Annotated in this window: 14 protein-coding genes and 1 tRNA gene; 4 read left to right on the forward strand and 11 right to left on the reverse strand. The window is 31.4% G+C overall.

The features are described from left to right. Positions 1–61 precede the first annotated feature (61 nt). Both D3P13_RS10750 and D3P13_RS10755 read right to left on the reverse strand, forming a co-directional pair. Positions 62–135 (reverse strand) — tRNA-Ile (locus tag D3P13_RS10750). 69 nt (positions 136–204) lie between these two features. Then, entirely contained in the window at positions 205–1,170 is a 966-nt protein-coding gene (locus D3P13_RS10755) for a polyprenyl synthetase family protein (protein ID WP_117882190.1), read from the reverse strand. Positions 1,171–1,295: 125 nt separating this feature from the next. On the opposite strand from D3P13_RS10755, the gene D3P13_RS10760 reads away from it, so the two are divergent. The 4 genes from D3P13_RS10760 to D3P13_RS10775 are packed head-to-tail and all read left to right on the forward strand — an operon-like array spanning position 1,296 to position 7,951. Next, positions 1,296–1,904 carry a TetR/AcrR family transcriptional regulator gene (locus tag D3P13_RS10760; protein ID WP_117882192.1) on the forward strand — a complete coding sequence of 203 codons (609 nt, stop codon included), beginning with the start codon at positions 1,296–1,298 and terminating at the stop codon, positions 1,902–1,904. Continuing rightward, on the forward strand, positions 1,905–3,248 hold the full coding sequence (locus tag D3P13_RS10765) for a TolC family protein (RefSeq protein WP_117882194.1): 1,344 nt from the start codon (positions 1,905–1,907) through the stop codon (positions 3,246–3,248). A gap of 10 nt (positions 3,249–3,258) precedes the next feature. Next, on the forward strand, positions 3,259–4,431 hold the full coding sequence (locus D3P13_RS10770) for an efflux RND transporter periplasmic adaptor subunit (protein ID WP_117882196.1): 1,173 nt from the start codon (positions 3,259–3,261) through the stop codon (positions 4,429–4,431). A 10-nt stretch (positions 4,432–4,441) separates the two neighbouring features. Continuing rightward, a complete protein-coding gene (locus tag D3P13_RS10775) occupies positions 4,442–7,951 on the forward strand; it encodes an efflux RND transporter permease subunit (RefSeq protein WP_117882198.1) in 3,510 nt (1,169 codons plus the stop codon). A 16-nt stretch (positions 7,952–7,967) separates the two neighbouring features. On the opposite strand, the gene D3P13_RS10780 is transcribed toward D3P13_RS10775, so the two are convergent. The 9 genes from D3P13_RS10780 to D3P13_RS10820 form a co-directional block, all read right to left on the reverse strand. Beyond that, positions 7,968–10,190 (reverse strand): patatin-like phospholipase family protein, encoded by a 2,223-nt coding sequence (locus tag D3P13_RS10780; RefSeq protein WP_117882200.1) that lies wholly within the window; start codon positions 10,188–10,190, stop codon positions 7,968–7,970. Then, positions 10,190–11,995: an excinuclease ABC subunit UvrC gene (gene uvrC / locus D3P13_RS10785; RefSeq protein WP_117882202.1), complete on the reverse strand. Its 1,806-nt coding sequence runs from the start codon at positions 11,993–11,995 to the stop codon at positions 10,190–10,192. Before uvrC ends, D3P13_RS10780 begins: the two co-directional genes overlap by 1 nt. Positions 11,996–12,029: 34 nt before the next feature. After that, entirely contained in the window at positions 12,030–12,761 is a 732-nt protein-coding gene (locus tag D3P13_RS10790) for a lipoprotein signal peptidase (protein WP_117882203.1), read from the reverse strand. A gap of 42 nt (positions 12,762–12,803) precedes the next feature. Beyond that, positions 12,804–13,472: a DUF4097 domain-containing protein gene (locus tag D3P13_RS10795; protein ID WP_232829170.1), complete on the reverse strand. Its 669-nt coding sequence runs from the start codon at positions 13,470–13,472 to the stop codon at positions 12,804–12,806. Between the two features lie 133 nt (positions 13,473–13,605). Next, complete coding sequence (locus tag D3P13_RS10800; protein WP_117882207.1) at positions 13,606–13,989, reverse strand: TraR/DksA family transcriptional regulator; 384 nt, start codon at positions 13,987–13,989, stop codon at positions 13,606–13,608. A gap of 5 nt (positions 13,990–13,994) precedes the next feature. After that, a complete protein-coding gene (gene ileS, locus D3P13_RS10805) occupies positions 13,995–17,399 on the reverse strand; it encodes an isoleucine--tRNA ligase (protein ID WP_117882209.1) in 3,405 nt (1,134 codons plus the stop codon). A 130-nt stretch (positions 17,400–17,529) separates the two neighbouring features. Further along, positions 17,530–19,095, reverse strand: a complete 1,566-nt coding sequence (locus D3P13_RS10810; protein ID WP_117882211.1) for an OmpA family protein — start codon at positions 19,093–19,095, stop codon at positions 17,530–17,532. Positions 19,096–19,204: 109 nt separating this feature from the next. Further along, positions 19,205–20,872: an OmpA family protein gene (locus D3P13_RS10815; RefSeq protein ID WP_117882213.1), complete on the reverse strand. Its 1,668-nt coding sequence runs from the start codon at positions 20,870–20,872 to the stop codon at positions 19,205–19,207. Positions 20,873–21,195: 323 nt separating this feature from the next. Next, positions 21,196–22,125, reverse strand: coding sequence for a PorP/SprF family type IX secretion system membrane protein (locus D3P13_RS10820; RefSeq protein WP_117882215.1), 930 nt, complete (start codon positions 22,123–22,125; stop codon positions 21,196–21,198). Positions 22,126–22,147 lie beyond the last annotated feature (22 nt).

The following is a 22,147-nucleotide window of genomic DNA, read 5'->3' on the forward strand; positions in this document are numbered from 1 at the left end:
AATCAACGAACCTAATAAATGAAAATTTCTTTTAAACTTCCATTATATAATTTCATAACAGTGGACCCAGAAGGGCTCGAACCTTCGACCCCCTGATTATGAGTCAGGTGCTCTAACCAACTGAGCTATGGGTCCAAATTTGGAGTGCAATATTACTATTTATTTACAAACTTTACAATCTTTTATCGAAATTTGATTGATCATTTATATTTTTCTTTCCATCAAACGATTCGCAAAACTTACTAAGCTCGACTTTTTATTTTGACTAACAGTTAGGTTCTCAATGTTTTGAATAGCCATAGCCGTATATTTTTGAATTTTTAACTCTATTAATAATGGAATTTTATAAGTATCAAATAAAGTGATTACACTTTCAATTTTACCCTCAGAATACTCTTTTGTACTATAAAGTCGAATCAACTTTTCTTTATCTTCTTCATTTGCCAGCTCTAAAGTTTTTAAAAATAAAAACGTTTTTTTATTTTCAATAATATCACCAGCCTTTTGTTTTCCGAAATCCTCTTCAGCATATATATCTAAATAATCATCTTGCAATTGAAATGCAATTCCCAAATTCAAACCATAATTATAAATATTTTTTGAATCCTTATCACTCGCCCCAGCTATTATGGCTCCAAATTTTAAGGATGCCGCCACCAATACTGCTGTTTTTTGAGTTATCATTGCTATATATTGATTCACATTCACATTAAATGTAGTTTCAAAATCAAAATCATATTGCTGACCCTCACACACCTCTAAAGCAGTTTTTGTAAATAATGTATTTAATGCTTTGTACGTTTTTCCTTCATAAGATTCTAATAATTGCTGAGCCCAAACCAACAATGCATCACCAGACAATATTCCTGTGTTTAAATTCCATTTATTATGCACTGTTACATTTCCTCTTCTTAAAGGAGCTGCATCCATTATATCATCATGAATTAAGGAAAAATTGTGAAACATTTCTATCGCCAACGCAGCATCTAAAGCAGTTTCAACCTTACCTCCAAAAATATCACAACTCAATAAACACATGACTGGCCGTAACCTCTTACCTCCTATATTTAGGATATAATAAATAGGTTCATATAAATTTACCGGTTCTTTTACTTCGATTTTATCTGATAAATGCCCTAAAAACAGCTTTTTATAACTTTCTAATTCCAAATCTTCATATTTTTTGTAAAAATAACGTAATGATTTGTAAAAGAAAATAGAAATAAATAATTTTTATAAAACTTTGGAAACTTTTTTTGTTTATTAAGTTTCCGTATTGTATTTTTGCCGCGATTATGAAGGATAAAATATTAAATACAGCTACTGATTTATTTGTGAATTACGGATTCAAAAGCGTAACTATGGATGATATTGCTCATAAAATGGGTATTTCAAAGAAAACCATATATCAGCATTACGCAAATAAAACAAAACTTGTTGAAGCGACAACATTGCATACTTATAATTTGATAAGCAGTGGAATAAATGGAATTTGTGCATTAAACAAAAACCCTATCGACGAAATATTTGAAATAAAAATTTTTGTTATGAATTTTCTAAAAGATGAAAAGACGTCTCCTCAATTCCAATTACAAAAATATTACCCTAAGCTTTTTAAGGCTTTAAACAAAAAGCAGTTTGAAGTAATGGACACTTGTGTTAAGGATAATTTATCAAGAGGCCTAGCTCAAAAACTTTATAGAGACTCCATTGATATAGACTTTATATCAATTTTATATTTTCATAATATGGTTTCTTTAAAAAACCAAGAATTATTTTCAAACAAGCAATTCCCTATTAGTTCACTTATGGATAATTATTTAGAGTACCACTTAAGAGGAATTTGCACACCTAAAGGCCTAGAGGTTTTAAACACAATTATTGACAATAAACAACAAATATAAATGAATAAATTTTCACTACTTATTGTATGCCTTCTATTAACGTCCTATGGGTTTTCGCAAGAAAATTCCAAAAGTTTTAGTTTACAACAAGCTATTGACTTTGCATTAGAGAATAATAGAACTGCTAAAAATGCTTTGCTGGATATAGATGCTGCAAAAAAGCAAAAATGGGAGACAACGGCAATTGGATTACCTCAAGTTGATGCTTCTATAAATTACAACAACTGGTTAAAACAGCAAGTCTCATTAATACCTGCCGAATTTTTTGGAGGAAATGCAGGAGAATATGCTGAAGTTGTCTTTAGCACAAAACAATCTATGGATGCAACAGTAACTCTAAAACAATTATTGTTTGATGGCTCCTATTTAGTAGGGTTGCAATCTGCAAAAGTATTTTTGGAAATATCAAAAAATGCAAAAGAAAAGACAGATTTAGAAATTAGAAAAGCTGTTATTAATGCATATGGTAATGTTCTATTAGCCGAAGAAAGTGTTAAAATACTAGAAAAAAACAAAGCTGTTTTACAAAAGAATCTTAATGAAACTACTAAAATTTATGAAAACGGATTAGAAGAAGAAGAAAGTGTAGAACAACTACAAATAACCTTATCTGGCGTTGAAAGCAACTTAAACAATACTTTAAGGTTAAAGACCTTGGCGTATCAAATGTTGAACATAACAATTGGTTTAGATTTGAATACAAACACAACCTTGCTTGATGATTTAGAAAATTTAACCAATCAAAACATATCATTAGAGCTTTTAAATTATGGAGAAAATGTAGAAAACACCATTGATTATAAAATAGCGTTTAACGACAAAACATCAAAAGAGCTACTACTTAAACTTGAAAAAAGTAAAGCACTTCCAACTTTAAACGCATTTATTAATGGTGGTTATACCGGCTATAGTGAAGATTTTTCATTTGCAAAAAGTGATCAACAATGGTTTGGATCTTCATTATTCGGAGTGAGTTTAAATATTCCAATATTTAGTTCTGGTATGCGTAGTTCAGCTACACAACGTGCCAAAATTAACTTAGAAAAAAGCAATAATGATTTAACTGAAACCGAACAACAGTTGCTATTACAAATAGAATCAGCAAAAAGTAATTATCAATTTGCAATTGAAGATTATCAAAACAAAAAGAAAAACTTAAACTTGGCAGAACGCATAGAAAAAAAGAATCAAATAAAATTCTTTGAAGGAATTTCTACCAGCTTCGAATTAAGACAAGCACAAATTCAATTATATGCTGCTCAACAAGAGTTTTTACAAACAATGCTTGATGTTATTAATGAGAAAGCAGCTCTAGAAACTATTTTAAATACACCAAACAACTAAGATAAATAATATGAAAAATATAATTTCAACATTAATAGTTACACTTCTAATTGTCTCATGTGGAGGTGAAAAAAGTAAGAATACCGTCGAGAATATTTTAGAAACTAACAATTTAGAAAAAATACGTGCTAAACGTTCTGAACTTGTAAATGATCAGCAAGCGATACATGACAAAATAAAGTTGTTAGACGAAGCAATTTCAACTATAGATACAGTTCAAAATGTACCACTAATAACAACGATTACAGCAAAGCAAGAAGTGTTTAATCATGTTTTAGAAATTCAAGGGAATGTAACTACTAAAAATCTTCTAGTAATTTATCCTGAATATAATGGCATTCTTTCAAAGATTTATGTTAAAGAAGGACAAAAAGTGAGTAAAGGCCAACTATTGGCCAAAGTTGATGATGGTGGGTTAAGTCAACAATTATCACAAATACAAATTCAAGCGGATTTAGCAAAAACGACTTTTGAGCGTCAAAAACGACTTTGGGATCAAAACATTGGTAGTGAAATTCAATATTTACAAGCAAAATCAACTTATGAATCGCAAACAGAATCTGTTAATCAAATGAAGCAACAATTAGGTAAAACTAATATAAGAGCTCCGTTTTCTGGTGTAATAGATGATATCATCACAGAACAAGGAAGTGTTGTAGCAGCTGGCCAATCACAATTAATGCGTATTATTAATCTTGATAATATGTATATTGAAACTGATGTTCCTGAAAGTTATATATCAAATGTTACTAAAGGTAAAGATGTTACTGTAAACTTTCCAGTTTTAGGACAAGAAATAAAAACTACTATCCGACAAGCAGGTGATTTTATCAATCCTGCTAATAGAACCTTCAAAGTTGAAGTTGCCGTACCTAATAAAGACAAATCAATCAAACCTAATTTGACTGCAAAACTTAAAATTAACGATTATACTAATGAAAAAGCAGTGTTAATTCCACAAAGTATCATTTCTGAAAATGCTGATGGCGAGCAATATATTTATATTGTAATTGATAAAAATGCTAAAGAAGAAGGTGTCGCTAAAAAAGTTATTATTAAAACTGGTAAAACTCAAGGTGATGTTATTGAAGTACTTGAAGGTATTGAGAGCGGCTCCGAAATTATTAAAGAAGGAGCTCGTAGTGTAAAAGATGGGCAAACAGTAAAAGTGATAAAATATTAAACCAAAAACGATGACAAAAAAGAAAAAAATAGTCGATAAGGAATTTGGTTTATCGTCTTGGGCAATCAATAATAAGACGACCATGTACGTTCTTATTGCTGTAATTTTCTACTTAGGTATTGCTGCTTTTTTCAGTATGCCTAGAGAAAATTTTCCGGAAGTAAACGAAACAAAAATTTATGTAAGTACTGTTTACCCTGGTAATACTGCAGAAGATATAGAGAAGCTAATTACGGATCCTTTAGAGGATCGATTAAAAAGTGTGAGTAATGTGGTTGAAATCACCTCAACATCTCAAGAAGATTACGCAATGGTTATTGTGGAATTTGATGAGAACATTACTGTAGAGCAAGCGAAACAAAAAGTAAAAGACGAAATTGACCAAGAAACATCAGGTGAAGATTGGCCTACATTTAATGAGGCAAAAGTTGAACCAGATGTATTTGACTTAAGTCTTTCTGAAGAAATGCCTATTCTTAATATTAATATTTCAGGAAATTATCCAATTGAAAAACTAAAAGAATATGCTGAGTACTTGCAGGATGAAATTGAAGACATACAGGAAATTAAAAAAGCAGATATTCGTGGAGCACAAGACAAAGAGGTAGAAGTTGCCGTAGACATTTTCAAAATGATGGCGGCTGAAGTAACGTTTAACGATGTTATTGGATCCATCAATGGTGGTAATGTTACCATGTCTGCTGGTAATTTAATAACTAGCGGACAAAGAAGAACCATACGAATACTTGGAGAAATTGAAAATCCTAATGAATTAGAAAACTTTGTAGTAAAATCTGAAAATGGTCACGCGATCTACTTAAAAGATATTGCAGCGATAAGTTTTAAAGAAGAAGATAAAACAACTTATGCTAGAGAACATGGAGAACCAGTAGTTATGCTCGATGTTAAAAAAAGAGCTGGAAAAAACATGGTTGCAGCGGCAGAGCAAATACAAGTTATAGTTAAAGAAGCTGTAAAAAATGTATTCCCACAAGATTTAAGCGTAACTGTTGCCAATGATCAATCTCCAAAAACAATTGGCCAAGTAGATGATTTGGTAAATAATATCATTTTTGGAATTATCTTAGTAGTTACTGTTTTAATGTTCTTTTTAGGTTTTAAAAATGCCATTTTTGTAGGCTTTGCAATTCCAATGTCAATGTTCATGTCTTTAATGATATTAGAACTTCTGGGACATAGTTTAAATACCATGGTTCTTTTCGGGTTAATTATGGGATTAGGTATGTTGGTAGATAACGGTATTGTAGTAGTGGAGAACGTATACCGACTCATGGACGAAGAAGGAATGAGTCGTATTGAAGCTGCAAAAAAAGGTATTGGTGAAATTGCTTTCCCTATTATTATTTCTACAGCAACAACAGTTGCGGCCTTTATTCCTTTAGGTTTATGGCCAGGAATTATGGGTGATTTTATGATGATTTTACCAATTACGCTTTCTGTTGTATTGGGATCATCACTTTTTGTAGCCATTTTCTTTAATTCGGTTTTAGTCTCTCAATTCATGAGTATCGACGATGAAAACATGCCATTAAATCGAATCATTAGAACCACAGTTATTATGGCTGTAATTGGTGCATTAATAATTATTTTCGGTGGCGAATACAGAGCTCTAGGAACACTGATGGTATTTACTGCAATTATGCTTTGGGTGTACAGATTATTTCTACGTAAATGGGCGAACAGCTTCCAAACTAAAACACTTGTAAAATTAGAGAACTGGTATGAAAGAATGCTTCGTGGTGCACTTTCAGGTAAAATGCCTTATGTACTAAGTATTGGCACTTTTGTATTGTTAATACTTGCATTTGTTGCTTTTGGTGCTTCATTATCGAGCCAACGTACCAAGGTGGAATTTTTTCCAGATAATAAACCTAATCAAATCATTGTCTATATAGAATATCCAGAAGGTACAGACATTGCAAAAACCAATGCCATTACCAAAGAAATTGAAAATCGAGTTTATAAAACGCTTAATCAAGAGCAGTATTTGGCTACCGATGGTCACAATTTTATGGTTGAAAGTACCGTATCACAAGTTGGTGCTGGTGCTGGAAACGCACAAACAGATATGGGTTCTGCTGCTGAGACGCCTCATAAAGCAAAAATTACAGCTTCAATGAGAGAATTTAAATTCCGTCAAGGAGAGGATAGTGAATTATTGCGTCAAGAAGTACAAAAAGCGTTAGTTGGTATTTATCCTGGTGTATTAATTTCAGTTGAAAAAGATGCCAATGGCCCACCAGCAGGTTCTCCAATTAATATTGAAATTGAAGGTAACGACTATAATGAATTGATTGCTGTTGCAGAAAACATGCGTGAATTTATTAATACTAAAAATATTTCTGGTATTGATGAATTAAAAATTGATGTAAATAAAGACAAACCTGCAATGCGTGTAGTCGTTGATAGAGAGAAAGCCGGTGAATTAGGCGTTAGTGCATCTCAAGTTGGACAACAATTACGTAATTCCATTTTTGGTTCTAAAGCTGGGATTTATAAAGAAGATGGTGATGATTTTGATATTTATGTACGTTTTAATAAGGAAAATAAATACAATACCAGTGCCTTATTTAATCAGAATATTACCTTTAGAGATAATACAGGTCAAATAAAAAGTGTTCCCATTTCTTCTATAACAAAATATGAAAATAATTCTGGATTTAGTGCTATTAAACATAAAGAGACAAAACGTGTTGTAACGGTTTATTCTGCACTATCACCTGGTTACACAGATGCTGGAGCCATCGTAACTCAAATTCAGAATGAAATGAAAAGTTATGAAGATTTACCAGAGAATATAAACATTGATTATACAGGACAAATTGAAGAACAAAATAAACAAATGACTTTCTTAGTCGGTGCTTTTTTTACAGGACTTGGTTTAATATTCTTTATTTTAATTTTCCAATTCAACTCTGTGTCTAAACCCGCGATAATTATGTTGGCTATTTTCTTGAGTTTTATTGGTGTATTTGGTGGTATTGTTATAGCAGGTAGTTCTTTTGTAATTATGATGACTATGGTGGGTATAATTTCACTAGCAGGAATTGTAGTAAACAATGGTGTGGTGTTACTTGATTATGCCCAACTCCTTATTGATAGGAAAAAGTTCAACCTTAATTTAGAAAAAGAAGACTATTTAGAAACAAATGATTTATATGAAGCTATTGTAAAAGCCGGTAAAGCTCGTTTGCGTCCGGTATTATTAACAGCCATTACTACAATTCTTGGATTAATACCTTTAGCAATAGGATTAAATATTAACTTCTTTACTTTGTTTAAGGAATTTGATCCTAATATTTATATGGGTGGAGATAATGTTGTGTTTTGGGGACCACTAGCATGGACCGTAATTTACGGATTATTTGTAGCTACATTTTTAACATTAATTGTAGTACCAATTTTGTTTTTTTTAATCACTAAATTTAAGATGTGGTTACGAAGACAAAGTAAAAACGAAACGATTGAAAGTATAAGTATAGAAGAAGTAACTCCATAATTTTTAATGTGGGTTTTTAAAACCAAAAACCCACATTAAATAACCAGTAATTTCGACCCGTATCAGGTGACCAGGCATATTTTACTTCAAGCGGACCTAAAAAAGATTCAATGCTGTAGCCCGCAGCAAAACCTAGTTTAGTATTATCAAAAATTTCTCCTTCATTTAATAAATCATTTTCGGTTCGTGCTACATTCGAAATTAAAGAAATATAATTTTTATTAAATATTTCATAACGCAAAGTAACAGCGGTTTTTAAGAAAGCACTTTCTGCTAAATCAGCAACATCATAGCCATAAAAATTATAGAAATTATTAATATAATTTTTATTAGCTCCTCCTAAAAAATAATTAAATACTCGTGTGCCATCGCCCAAAGTAATTCCAGCCTGAGAAACAATATGAGTGGTAAATCTATTTCCAATTGTAAATGCTCCAGACAATTCTCCTTTTAATTGTGTAAATGGTTTAAAACTATTGTCAAAATTTGAAGCCGTTAAATAAGCATGATAATCTACAAAAAAATAAAGTCCTTTTTTAGGGAAATACTTATTATCATAAGTATCTAATACCAAATTTGTATATGCACTAACATACGAAGTGTTATCAATAAAATTCTTTATGGTCTCGTTACTTTCTATGGTTTCAAAATAGGTTCTAATAAGTTTATTTTCTACTCCTAGCCGTATCGCAATCCCTTTGGTAAATGAATTTTGTAAATATAGCTGAGTAGTAAAATCATTATAGTCAATCGGAACTTTACCAACAGTTACACCTGATGCTTCATCATTAATTAAATTCTCAAAAAAAGACTTTTCAAAGTTATTATATCGAGTTTTAACTCCATAACTCCAATGAAATCCATTATCTATAAAGTAATCTAAATTATACCGAATATTATCTCCTAAAACAAGATCTGCGGAAAGCACATCATTTTTAAAAAGGGCGTGTTTGGCAGTTACGTTTAACAATACTCCTGTTTTATATAAATCATCATAATGGATACCTAATTGTAAAAAAGTAGACATTTCTTCTTCTTTCAATTTTAACTGTAATGTCGTACCTTTTTCACTCGGAAGAAATTGATATTGAATATTTCTGAAATTACCCGTAGCTGATAAATTATTTATGCCCTCAGTAAATTTATCATAAGAGATAGAATCTTTTTCTTTAAAATTTAACTTACCAATGATATATTTGTTTGTGTAATTTTTGTTTCCCATGACACTAATTTCATTTATAATTAGTTTTTCACTTGTAATCGGAATAATTTTTTTGCTTCTCTTTTTTGCAATTTGGTTTTTTGCAATTTTTTGCAATGCTCCTAACTGCTTATCCGTAGCACTTCTACCACTTTCTATGATATCTTTTGTTAAATCAAAAGAAACTACATTAAAGTCACTTATATCTGGATGTATATAAATATCTGTTTGATTTCGCTTACTTACAGCATCAGTATACATTTGAAAACTTACAATTTGCATTACAATCTCAAAGGCAGAATTCAATCCTTTTTGTCCTTTTAATTTATCTTGAACATCTATTCCAATAATTACATCTACTCCTTTCTCCTTCATTACATCTACTGGAAAATTATTGGTAATACCTCCATCAGTTAATAATTTTCCGTTAATCTCAACAGGATCTAATAAAGTTGGAAATGAACCACTTGCCCTAACGGCTTCAGGTAAAAAACCATCTTCCAAAATTTTTGCTGTACCACTTTCTAAATCTGTTGCAATGCAAAAAAACGGAATAGGTAATTTTGAAAAATCATTAATACTATGAACATGTTCAGTAAGTTGAGACAAGAGATTAAATATATTTTGCCCTTTTGAAAGAGCAGTTGGCAACTGAACGCCTCCATTTTTAATAGGTAATGTTAATGCATATTTTTCAGTGTTTTCTTTTTGGTAAATAGATTTTGATTTTCTAGGTAAATTATCTTGCATTAATTCATTCAAATCAAACGCAGTTACTAACGAATCTAACTCATCTGCTGAATACCCTGAGGAATATAATGCCCCAATAATAGCCCCCATACTGGTACCACCAATGTAATCTATCCTTACGCCTGCTTCTTCTAAAACTTTTAATGCTCCTATATGTGCAAAACCCTTAGCTCCTCCTCCACTCAAAACTAAACCTACTTTTATATCCTTTTGAGGTTTTGGAGTATCTTGTCCGAGCATTACTTGTGCTTGAAAAAGTAATAATATGATTACTATATTTTTTAACATTAAGAGTCTTTTTTCTTTAGATGATAATAATTATACACTTTGGTTGCTCTAGAAGTACCTATTATTTCTTCAATTGATTTTAAGGATGCTTCAGAAACCCTTTTTGCTGATTTAAACTGTTTTAATAAACTTTCTATTGTTTGTTTACCAATACCTGGAATTTGCTCTAACTCAGTTTGAATAGCACTTTTACTTCGCTTATTTCTATGAAAAGTAATTGCGAACCTGTGAGCCTCATTTCGCAATTGCTGAATTATTTTTAACGTTTCCGATTTTTTATCTAGATACAATGGAATTGGATCGTCAGGATAAAAAATCTCTTCTAAGCGTTTTGCAATACCAATAATTGCTATTTTTTTTCGTAAACCTAACACATCAAGGCTCTTTAATGCTGATGATAACTGACCTTTACCTCCATCAATAACAATTAGCTGCGGTAACTCTTGCCCTTCATCTAACAAGCGTTTGTATCTTCTATGTACAACCTCTTCCATAGAGCCAAAATCATCTGGACCTTCAACCGTTTTTATATTATACTTTCGATAATCGCTCTTACTTGGTTTACCATTTTTAAAAACAACACAAGAAGCTACTGGATGAGTCCCTTGTATATTAGAATTATCAAAACACTCCACATTACGTGGCTCTTTTGGCAACCGCAAATCCTTTTGCATTTGAGCCATAATTCTGTTGGTATGCCTATCTGGATCAACTATTTTTATTTGCTTAAAACGTTCTTGTCTAAAATATTTAGCATTACGCAAAGACAGGTCAACTATTTGCTTTTTGTCACCCTGTTTTGGAACAGTAACCTTTATTTCATCACCAACATTAACTTTAAAAGGTACATAAATTTCCTTTGATTGCGAATTAAATCGTTGTCTTATTTCTATAATAGATAATTCCAGTAAGTGTTTATCTGTTTCGTCCAATTTCTTTTTAATTTCTGTAGTATGCGATTGAATAATAGCACCATTCATTATTTTAAAAAAATTGACATACGCAAAACTCTCATCCGAAATAATTGAAAATATATCCACATTTGAAATTGACGGATTTACAACCGTCGATTTTGCCTGATAATTAGCCAATAAATCTATTTTTTCTTTTATACTATGAGCTTCTTCAAATTCATGATTCTCAGCAAACTTCAACATAATATCTTTAAAATGTTCTAATGAAGATTTAAAATTACCTTTAATAATATTTCTAATTGCATTAATATCATCTAAATATTCCGCTTCTAACTGTAGGCCTTCACATGGGCCTTTACAATTTTTAATATGGTATTCTAAACAAACCTTATATTTACCTGTAGCTATATTTTTTTGTGATAAGTCATAAGCACAAGTACGTAATTGATAGAGTTCTTTTATTAAAGACAGTAACGCTTTTGCTGTTCTGACCGAGGTATAGGGGCCAAAATATTCAGAACCATCTTTAATAACATTTCTAGTTAAAAACACTCTAGGAAACGGTTCTTTTTTAATACATATCCATGGATATGTTTTATCGTCTTTTAATAAAATATTATACCGTGGTTTGTATTTTTTTATAAGATTATTTTCCAACAACAAGGCATCCATCTCCGTAGAAACGACAATATGTTTTATGGAAGCAATTTTTTTTACTAAGACTTTAGTTTTACCGTAATCGTGATTTTTTGTAAAGTAAGAACTTACGCGTTTTTTTAAATTTTTGGCCTTACCTACATATAAAATAGCATCATCCTTATCAAAATATTGATAAACACCGGGCGTATTGGGTAAGGTTTTTACTTGAAGTTCTAAATCGGTGTTTTGCATACAACGAAGTTAAGAAATTAACTCCATTTTAAAATTATGATTTTGGCTTTTCATAATGCGTTACGACTACAGGTGGTTCAATATAATTTTTAGGTTCTTCAACTTTCTCCTTTTTAGGAAAAACCTTTTTGTTAAAGATTAGTAGTAAGCCCACACCTGCCGTAATTGATGCATCAGCAACATTAAAAATATATTGAAAAAAGGTAAAATTTCTATCTACAAATAAAGAGAAGTTATTACCTCCAATACCAGGTATCCAATCGGGCCAATTAAAATTAATCTCAGGAATCCAAGAGGGTAATTGAGCATTTTCTACGATTGGAAAATAAAATAAATCGACCACTTTACCATGAAACAACGTACCATAACCACCTTCTTCAGGTAGAAATGTTGCTAATGCTCCATGACTGTCACCAAATAAAACGCCATAAAATACAGAGTCAATAATATTACCCAATGCACCTGCAAAAATAAACGCTATGGCAACAATTAATATTTTGTGACCATTTGATTTTACAGCTGAATATAACCAGTACCCAATACCTACAATAGCTATTAAACGGAAAAAGGTTAAAAACAACTTACCGTTAGAACCTCCAAATTCTGTACCCCAAGCCATGCCGTAATTCTCAATAAAGTGAATTCTAAACCAATCTAAACCCAACACTTTAAAATCATCTCCCAACTCAAAGTGTGTTTTGATATAGATTTTACTCCATTGATCTATCAATAGAATGATTATAATTATAATAACGGCTTTTTTCATCAACGAGATCTTTTTCTAAAAAGTTTAGCAAAAATAAGAATATTATTGAGTTTCAATAGTCTTAAGGGTAATATTTGCATTGATAGATTGTACCTTTAACAAATTATTATTAATTCCTAAAATTCCTTTTAAAGAAATGTCTGTCTTTTGCCATTGGACTGAAGGAAAAGTAGTTGTAATTTCTCCATGATTAGATATAATATTGACCTCTGTGTCTCTAATTGTTGCATTGATATTTCCAGATAGCAATTCGGAAGTTATACTTCCCTTGAAATCATCAATTTTCACATCACCAGTATTCAATGTGAGGGTCATATTACCATTAAAGCTCACGACTTCAATATCCCCATTTTTATAACTAATTTCAACATCACAACCTTTGGGTAGCGAAAGTTTATAAGAAGGAAATAATGGTTGCAGGTAACAAAATTTTTCCGTTTTTGAATTTGGTTCAAAAGAAATTATACTTTTAGAAATAATTCTAATATTATTTTCAACATTTTCAATTTCTAATTGTGTAGGATTTTCAACATAATCCACCATTGAAATACTCATTTTCTGATCCTCTGTTTGAACAATCTCTAATAAATCAATGTCCTCAAAATGCACTTCAATATTTTGATTTTTAAAGTCAATTTCCTTTAGCACCATTTTTTGAGCACTAATAGATAAATAAACTAACAAAACAGATATGTAAAATAGTATTTTCAATTTATCTTTAAATCTATTCTTGAAATTTAAGCTTTTTAATTACGAATACTAAGAGCTTTTTCTAAACTTGACCACAATAAATGGAAACCTATATGTAAAGTAATAAAAAAGGCTTCCGATTGGAAGCCCTTAGTTATGATGATTGCATGTTTTTAGCTTCTATACTAAGCGTAGCATGTGGTACTAATTTCAAACGTCCTTTTTGAATTAGTTTTCCTGTTACACGACAAATACCGTAAGTCTTGTTTTCTATTCGTAACAAGGCGTTCTTCAAGTCTCTGATAAACTTTTCTTGACGAATTGCCAATTGCACATTAGATTCTTTAGACATGGTCTCTGACCCTTCTTCAAACGCTTTGAACGTTGGTGAAGTATCATCAGTGCCATTATTACTGTCGTTTTTATAGGCACTATTAATTAATGCTAAATCTTCCTTTGCATTTTCAATCTTTTTCAAGATGATTTCTTTAAATTCATTCAAATCAGCATCTGAATATCTTTCTTTATTCTCACTCATATTGATTAATTTTTTTGAATTAATATTTTTGTATTTACATTATCAAATACAATTTCTATACCATCAATTACTTTATCTTCTAAAAGCAACTCGTTCGTTAATGTTTCATTTTTAATATAGGTTGCATTCGCTAAAATGGCATCATCAACTATACCATCTTTTTCTATTTTTAATTTTATTTTATCAGTTACTTCCAATCCTGATTCTTTTCTTAAATTCTGAATTCGATTAATTAACTCTCTGGCAATACCTTCTTTACGCAATTCTTCAGAAATAGTAACGTCTAAAGCTACAGTTAAATTGCCTTGGTTAATAACCAGCCAGCCTTCTATGTCTTGCGATGATATTTCCACTTCATCTTTGGTTAAACATAATGTTTTTTCTCCAATTTTTAAAGAAATTTCGCCTTCTTTTTCGATGGCAGCAATATCATCTTGTGTTAATTTTCCAATTTCTGCTGCAACCAAACGCATATCTTTTCCAAATTTAGGACCTAATACCTTAAAATTTGGTTTGATATTTTTTACTAAAATTCCTGAAGCATCATCAATCAATTCTATAGCTTTTACGTTTACTTCAGATTTTATCAACTCTTCAACTGCTTCAATATCTTCTCTATCTTGATCTCCTAAAACAGGAATCATTATACGCTGTAATGGCTGACGTACTTTTATCATTTCCTTTTTACGTAATGATAAGACCATAGAAGATATAGCTTGTGCTTTTTGCATTTTTCTTTCTAAAGCTGAATCAATAAAAGACTCGTCATATTTGGGAAATTCTGTTAAATGAATTGATTCTGGTTCATTACCACTTGTTACATTAGTAAGGTCTTTGTACAATTGATCCATATAAAAAGGTGCAATTGGCGAACTTAATTTTGCCACAGTTAACAAACATGTATACAATGTTTGATATGCCGATATTTTATCTTGTTGATAATCACCTTTCCAAAAACGTCTTCTGCTTAAACGCACAAACCAGTTACTTAGATTTTCTGTTACAAAATTTTGTATGGCTCTTGCTGCTTTTGTAGGTTCATAATCATTATAATACGCTTCTACATTCTTAATTAATGTATTTAGTTCAGATAATACCCAACGGTCAATTTCTGGTCTCTTATTAATATCTATATCGTCTTCCGCATATGCGAATTTATCAATATTGGCATATAAAGTAAAAAAAGAATAGGTATTATAAAGTGTACCAAAAAACTTACGTCTTACTTCTTCAATACCCTCGATATCAAATTTTAAATTATCCCATGGGTTTGCATTCGAAATCATGTACCAACGTGTGGCATCTGCACCGTGCTTTTTCATGGTCTCAAACGGGTCAACGGCGTTACCTAAACGCTTCGACATTTTTTTACCTTCTTTGTCTAATACCAATCCGTTAGACACTACATTTTTATAAGCATTTGAATCGAAAACTAAAGTTCCAATAGCATGCAACGTGTAAAACCACCCTCTGGTTTGATCTACTCCTTCTGCAATAAAATCTGCAGGATAAAATTTATTTTCGTCAATTAATGCTCTATTCTCAAATGGATAATGCCATTGTGCATAAGGCATAGAACCTGAATCAAACCAAACATCAATTAAGTCAGATTCGCGTTCCATTGGCTTCCCTGTAGTCGAAACCAATGTAATTTGGTCTACTATATTTTTATGAAGGTCTAATAGATCGTAATTTTCTTCGTTCATGTTACCAACTTCAAAATTGGCAAAAATATCAGCTTTCATAAAACCGGCTTCAACCGCTTTTTTCATTTCAGCTTTCAGCTCTTCGACAGAACCAATTATTATTTCTTCTTTTCCATCTTCTGTTCTCCAAATAGGAAGTGGAATTCCCCAAAAGCGTGAACGTGATAAATTCCAATCATTAGCATTTTTTAACCAATTTCCAAAACGGCCTTCACCAGTTGATTTCGGTTTCCAATTAATTGATTGATTCAGTTCATACATTCTATCCTTCTTTTCAGAAACCTTTATAAACCATGAATCTAAAGGATAGTATAAAATTGGTTTGTCAGTACGCCAACAGTTAGGATAACTGTGCTTGTATTTTTCAACTTTAAAAGCTTTATTTTCTTCTTTTAGCTTAATCGCTAATTCAACATCAACAGAACGTTCAGGAGCTGCACCATCATCGTAATACTCATTCTTTACATATTTACCAGCATACTCACCCATTTCTGGTCTAAATTTACCTTGTAAATTTACTAATGGAACAGGGTTTCCATTTTCATCTAACACCAACATTGGTGGAACTTCTGGTTCCGCTTGTTTTGCTACCATGGCATCATCTGCTCCAAAAGTAGGAGCAGTATGTACAATTCCGGTACCATCTTCAGTGGTTACAAAATCACCAGCGATAACTCTAAATGCATTTTCTGGGTTTTGATAAGGCAAAGTATAAGGCAATAATTGTTCGTACTTAACCCCTATCAAATCTGCACCTTTACATTCGGCAACGATTCTGTAAGGAATTTTTTTGTCACCTTCTTTATAATTCGTCAACTCATCTTCAGTTTCTACCTCTACAAATTTCCCTGCAAACTGTCCACCCACTAATTTTTTAGCAAGAATTACTTTGATAGGTTCAAAAGTATATTGATTATACGTTGAAGCGACCACGTAATCAATTTTGTTACCAACAGTTAATGCGGTATTACTCGGTAAAGTCCACGGAGTCGTAGTCCAAGCTATCATGTATAAATTATCAAACACTTTTAAAAGGTCTGGTAACGTATCAGATATCACTTTAAACTGTGCAACTACTGTGGTATCTGTTACATCTTGGTAGGTACCTGGTTGGTTTAACTCGTGTGAGCTTAATCCAGTTCCAGCTTTAGGTGAATAGGGTTGAATCGTATAGCCTTTATACATTAAGCCCTTATTGTAAATCTCTTTTAGCAACCACCAAACAGATTCTATATATTTTGGTTTATAGGTCACATACGGGTCATTCATATCTACCCAATGTCCCATTTTTCTAGTCAGCTCTTCCCACACATCGGTATAACGCATTACTGCTTTTTTACAAGCCTCGTTATATTCTTCCACTGATATTTTTTTACCAATATCTTCTTTGGTAATACCCAATTCTTTTTCTACTCCTAGTTCAATTGGTAAACCATGGGTATCCCAACCTGCTTTACGTTTTACTTGATAGCCTTGTAAGGTTTTATACCTACAAAACAAATCTTTAATAGTACGAGCCATAACGTGGTGAATTCCAGGCAAACCATTTGCAGATGGTGGACCTTCGTAAAACACAAATGGTTTATTAGCATCACGCGAAGTGATGCTTTTTTGAAATATATCGTTTTCTTCCCAAAATTGTTGGGTTTCATCAGCTACTTTTGATAGGTCTAAACCTTTATATTCTTTAAATGGCGTACTCATTTTCTTTCAAAATTCTTTCGAGTCGCGAAATTACGTATTTTATTGAAAATATTGATTTTATAGACACAAAAAAAGCATCTTAAAAATTTCTTAAGATGCTCTTTTATAATTATATATTCGTTTGATTTTATTATTTTCTAATCACCACAAATTCTGTTCTTTTATTTTCTAAATGTTCTAGTTCCGTACATTTTACATTATTGGCACATTTATTAAGCAATTCTGTTTCTCCATACCCCTTACCAGTTATTCTGCGAGGGTCTAAGCCTTTTTCAATAAGATTGTCTACTGTTGCGGCAGCTCTACTTTTAGTTAAGCTTAAATTATAAGCATCAGGACCTCTTGAGTCCGTATGTGCACCAAATTCAATGACCATTTTCGGGTATTTACTCATCAATCGCATTACTTTTTCTAATGCTTTTTCTGAAGCTTCTGTAATTTCTGCTGTATTTATTGTAAAAGTAATATTTGGAACATTTAAAATTTCATAATCTTTTCTATTCATGAACTCTTTCTCTTCAATAAAGATAACCTCATTGTTATCATAACCATTTTTATGAGAAGTACTTAAATTTATAGTATTACTGAAGTATCCATTTTTTGTAACCTCTATGGTGTAATTTTCAGCACAATCTACTCCAAAATAATAGGCACCGTCAAAAGCGGTTTCAATTTTACGAATATGGTTACCATTTTCGTCAATTAACGCAACAAAAGCATTACCCACTCTATTACCAGTAACCTTATCTTTAATAATACCAGTGGCAATTTGGTCACAAAGGGCTATTGTTGTTTTTTGTTTAAATGAATAAATATCATCGTCACCCATTCCTCCATTTCTATTGGATGAAAAATACCCTTGCAGTTTATCACTATCTATAATAAAAGAGATATCGTCTCCTTTACTATTCATCGGCTCTCCTAAATTTATAGGTTCGGGAATTGAACCGTCCAATTTTGTCATATATATATCAAAACCACCTTTACCTCCTGGTCTATTGGAAGAGAAATAAATAACATCACCATCAATATAAGGTGAGTATTCTTTATACTTAGAATTAATCGTTTTTCCTAAATTAATGATTTTTCCATAATGACCTTGGTTTAAATCTACTACAAAAATATCAGTATCTCCCATTGTTCCCGGCATATTAGATACAAAATACAACTTTTTCCCATCAGCACTTATCATCGGATGCCCTGTATCGTAATCGTCATCATTAAAAGGTAGTGAAGAAAAATCTTCCCAATGTCCTTTTTCACCTACAGCTGCTCTAAATATTTTAAGTCCATCGGATTTTAGTTTACCACCCATATAATTATTTGAGGTAAAATAAACTTCTTTCAAATCAGGTGTAAAAGCCACAAATGCATCGTGATATTTTGAGTTTACATCACTTGAAAATGGTTTTACATTTGTAATTTCTCCTTGATTAGTAAGATCACCGATATATAAATTTAAAAAAGGTTGATCATTATCTTTCCATTTTCTATTTGACAACCCAGCTGTTTTTCGACTTGAAGAAAAAACAATTTTATCTTTACCCATAAAAGTGGAACCAAAATCTTGATATTTGGTATTAACCTTAAGGTTTTTTATACTATACTCTGCTCCTTTAATAGAGTCCGCTCTTTCAATTTGTGCAACTGAAAAAATGGTACTTAAAATAAAAAATATATTTATTAGGGTTCTCATTGGGTAAATTATTGTTTGTATAACTCAAACGTTATGCCAAAGTATAGCACTATGAAAACGAAAAAACCTTCAAAATATTTTGAAGGTTTTCTAATTTTTTATGTTTTAATTACATTCTGATAATTACAAATTCAGACCTCCTGTTTCTTTCATGCTCTGCATCAGTACATTTAACTCCTTCCGTACAACCATTAATTATCTGTGTTTCGCCATACCCCTTACCAGTTATTCTTGATACGTCTATACCTCTACCAATAATATAACTAACTGTAGACTTTGCTCTTTTATCCGACAACCAGTTATTCCAGTGATCTGTTCCTCTAGAATCGGTATGCGATGCCGCTTCAATAATCATCTTAGGATATTTATTCATTAACTTAACCACTTTCTCCAATTCATTTTTAGCTAGTCTTGTTAAATATGACGACTCATATTCAAAATAAATTGGATCTATATTTACTCCATAATTACCTGAAGGTAATTTTACAATTTCATCTGGTAACACATCTGGTAAACCTTCTGGTTTTCTATCAACACCATCTCCTTGTGTACCTTGAGTGCCATTATCACTAACGTTACTCACATAATTCATATTGCCTGCACCTAATAACAATGGCATGTTTAATTCTTTATCTGCATCATTAGATGTGGTAAAAGTTATTGACTGTGGTGCAAAACCAATTTTCTTTCCTTCTAATTTATATTCAGTTTCACATGATATTTTAAATGAGAACGTTGCATCATCTTTAACAATAACCGTTTCAATCACATTTCCGTCTTTATCACTTAAAATAACCTCAGAACCCGCTAACAAACTTGTAGAAATTTTATCTCTAACATCACCTGTAACCAATTGTAAACAATTAAAATCAACTGGTTCTTCTTCTGTAAAAGAATAAATATCGTCATCTCCTTTACTTCCTTCTTCTCTATTTGAAGAAAAATATCCTTTTCTTGTTTCTCCATTTATAATAAATGCAAAGTCATCTCCTGCAGAATTGATACTTAAGTTTACAGGGTTTGTTATATATCCTTTTAATTTACTAGCATATATATCTATACCACCTTTTCCACCGCTTCTAGTAGATGAAAAGTATAGTATATCTCCATCTACAAATGGAAACCAATCTTTTGCTTTAGAATTAATTTTTGGTCCTAAATTTTCAGGATTACCAAAGCCACTTTCGTTAACTTCGACTTTAAAAATATCCGTTTCACCTAAAGTACCTGGCATATTTGAAGTGAAATACAATGTCTTTTCATCATCACTAAGTGCAGGGTGACCTACTGAATATTCAACATTATTAAAAGGCATTGGTATAATGTTAATCCACTCTCCTTTATTGTTAACTGTAGCTTTAAACATAGCCAAGTTTGTATAGCCTTGATTATCTATTCCTAATTTTTTATTGTAGTAATTATCTCTAGTAAAATAAACCGTGTTACCATCTTTCGTAAAAGTTACACTGGCTTCATGGTATCTTGAGTTAACTTCTCCTTTAAGTTTTCTTTTATTTGCGATTGAACCATCTTCACCAATATCACCTTCATATAAATCTAAAAAGCGTTGTCCATTTGGTTCCCAAACATCACGAATTACTCTGAAACCACGTCTCGGTGCAGCAAAAACCAATTTATCTGTTCCGTGAAAAGCAGTACCAAATTCAGATTGTTCAGTGTTTACTTCTAAATTATTTATGGAAAATTTACCACCGCCATCTTGGGCATAAAGACATACTACACTTAGCAATAAAACTATTACAAGATATTTTTTCATTATTAGGTTATTTATTTTCTATTAACTTCTTGCCTTTTTCATAGCTTTTTAGCACAATTACAAACAATTATGCAAATTAGAAAATGTTAAAAATTCTAATTATTACCTCTAATAACGTCATCATATATGGTTATAGTATTGTTTAGGTAAAATAATTTAAATATTAAATCATCTTAAAAAACTATTAACCCTAAAAATAATGTGAAATACTGTAAATAAATTATGGTTGTTATAGAGTTATTTTAATTAATTTTTCCCTTTTACCCAAAAAGTTCATTTAAAACAAAGAACAATTCGAATACTATTTTTTAATCTCTTACTTTTTAGAAGAATCTAGGTGATTTCAAGTTTTTCTTTGAAAAATCTATATCCCATAGTACAAATACTTCATGAGTACCACTGTTGTAATTTCCTAAATTAGTGGTTGTATAATCATAGGCATAGCCCAATCGTAAATCTCTAGTTATTCCAAAATTAATTAGACCCGTTACTGAATCACCAAACCTATAACCTAAACCCAACTCCAATCTATCATTGAATAAAAAGTTTGCATTGGCATCTAAGGATAATGGTGAACCTGTTACTGCTTTGGCCATTACGGAAGGTTTAAATTTTAATGTTTCAGACAAGCTAAATACATAACCTACTGTACCAAAATAATGCATCTTCTCTGAAGCTTTGCTTATAGTACCATTGTCTTGCTCTAAATGTTTAGTCTCCAATAAATTTGGAGCGGATAGACCTACATAAAATTTATCGGTATAATAATAAACCCCAGCTCCAAAATTTGGTAAGGTCTCATTTACATTATCTGAAAATAATGGATCTACTCCAGGTGCTGTTTGTGGCAATACCAACGACAATAAACCTACATCAAAAAAGGTTATTCCTCCTTTTAAACCGAAGGCCAATCTTCCTTCCTCAGATGTGTTTATTGTATAACTTACATCTGCATAAACATTTGTCTCTTTTACAGGACCATGCTCGTCTAAAATGGCTGAAAAACCACCTCCTAAATTTTTACCCAATGGGGCATGAATAGCCATAGTAGCTGTTTTAGGAGCTCCTTCAATACCAACCCATTGTAATCTACCTAATAAGCCTATACTCAAGGTTCCTCGAGAACCTGCATAAGCCGGATTCACAATATTCATGTTGTACATGTATTGTGTATACTGAGGATCTTGTTGACTAAACCCAGCAATGCTTACTAAACTTAATACTATGAGTAAAAATGATGATAATTTTCGCATAATTTTACTTTAATTTTTAAAG

Origin of the sequence: Aureibaculum luteum, from assembly GCF_003449015.1 — a bacterium.
GTDB lineage: Bacteria > Bacteroidota > Bacteroidia > Flavobacteriales > Flavobacteriaceae > Aureibaculum > Aureibaculum luteum.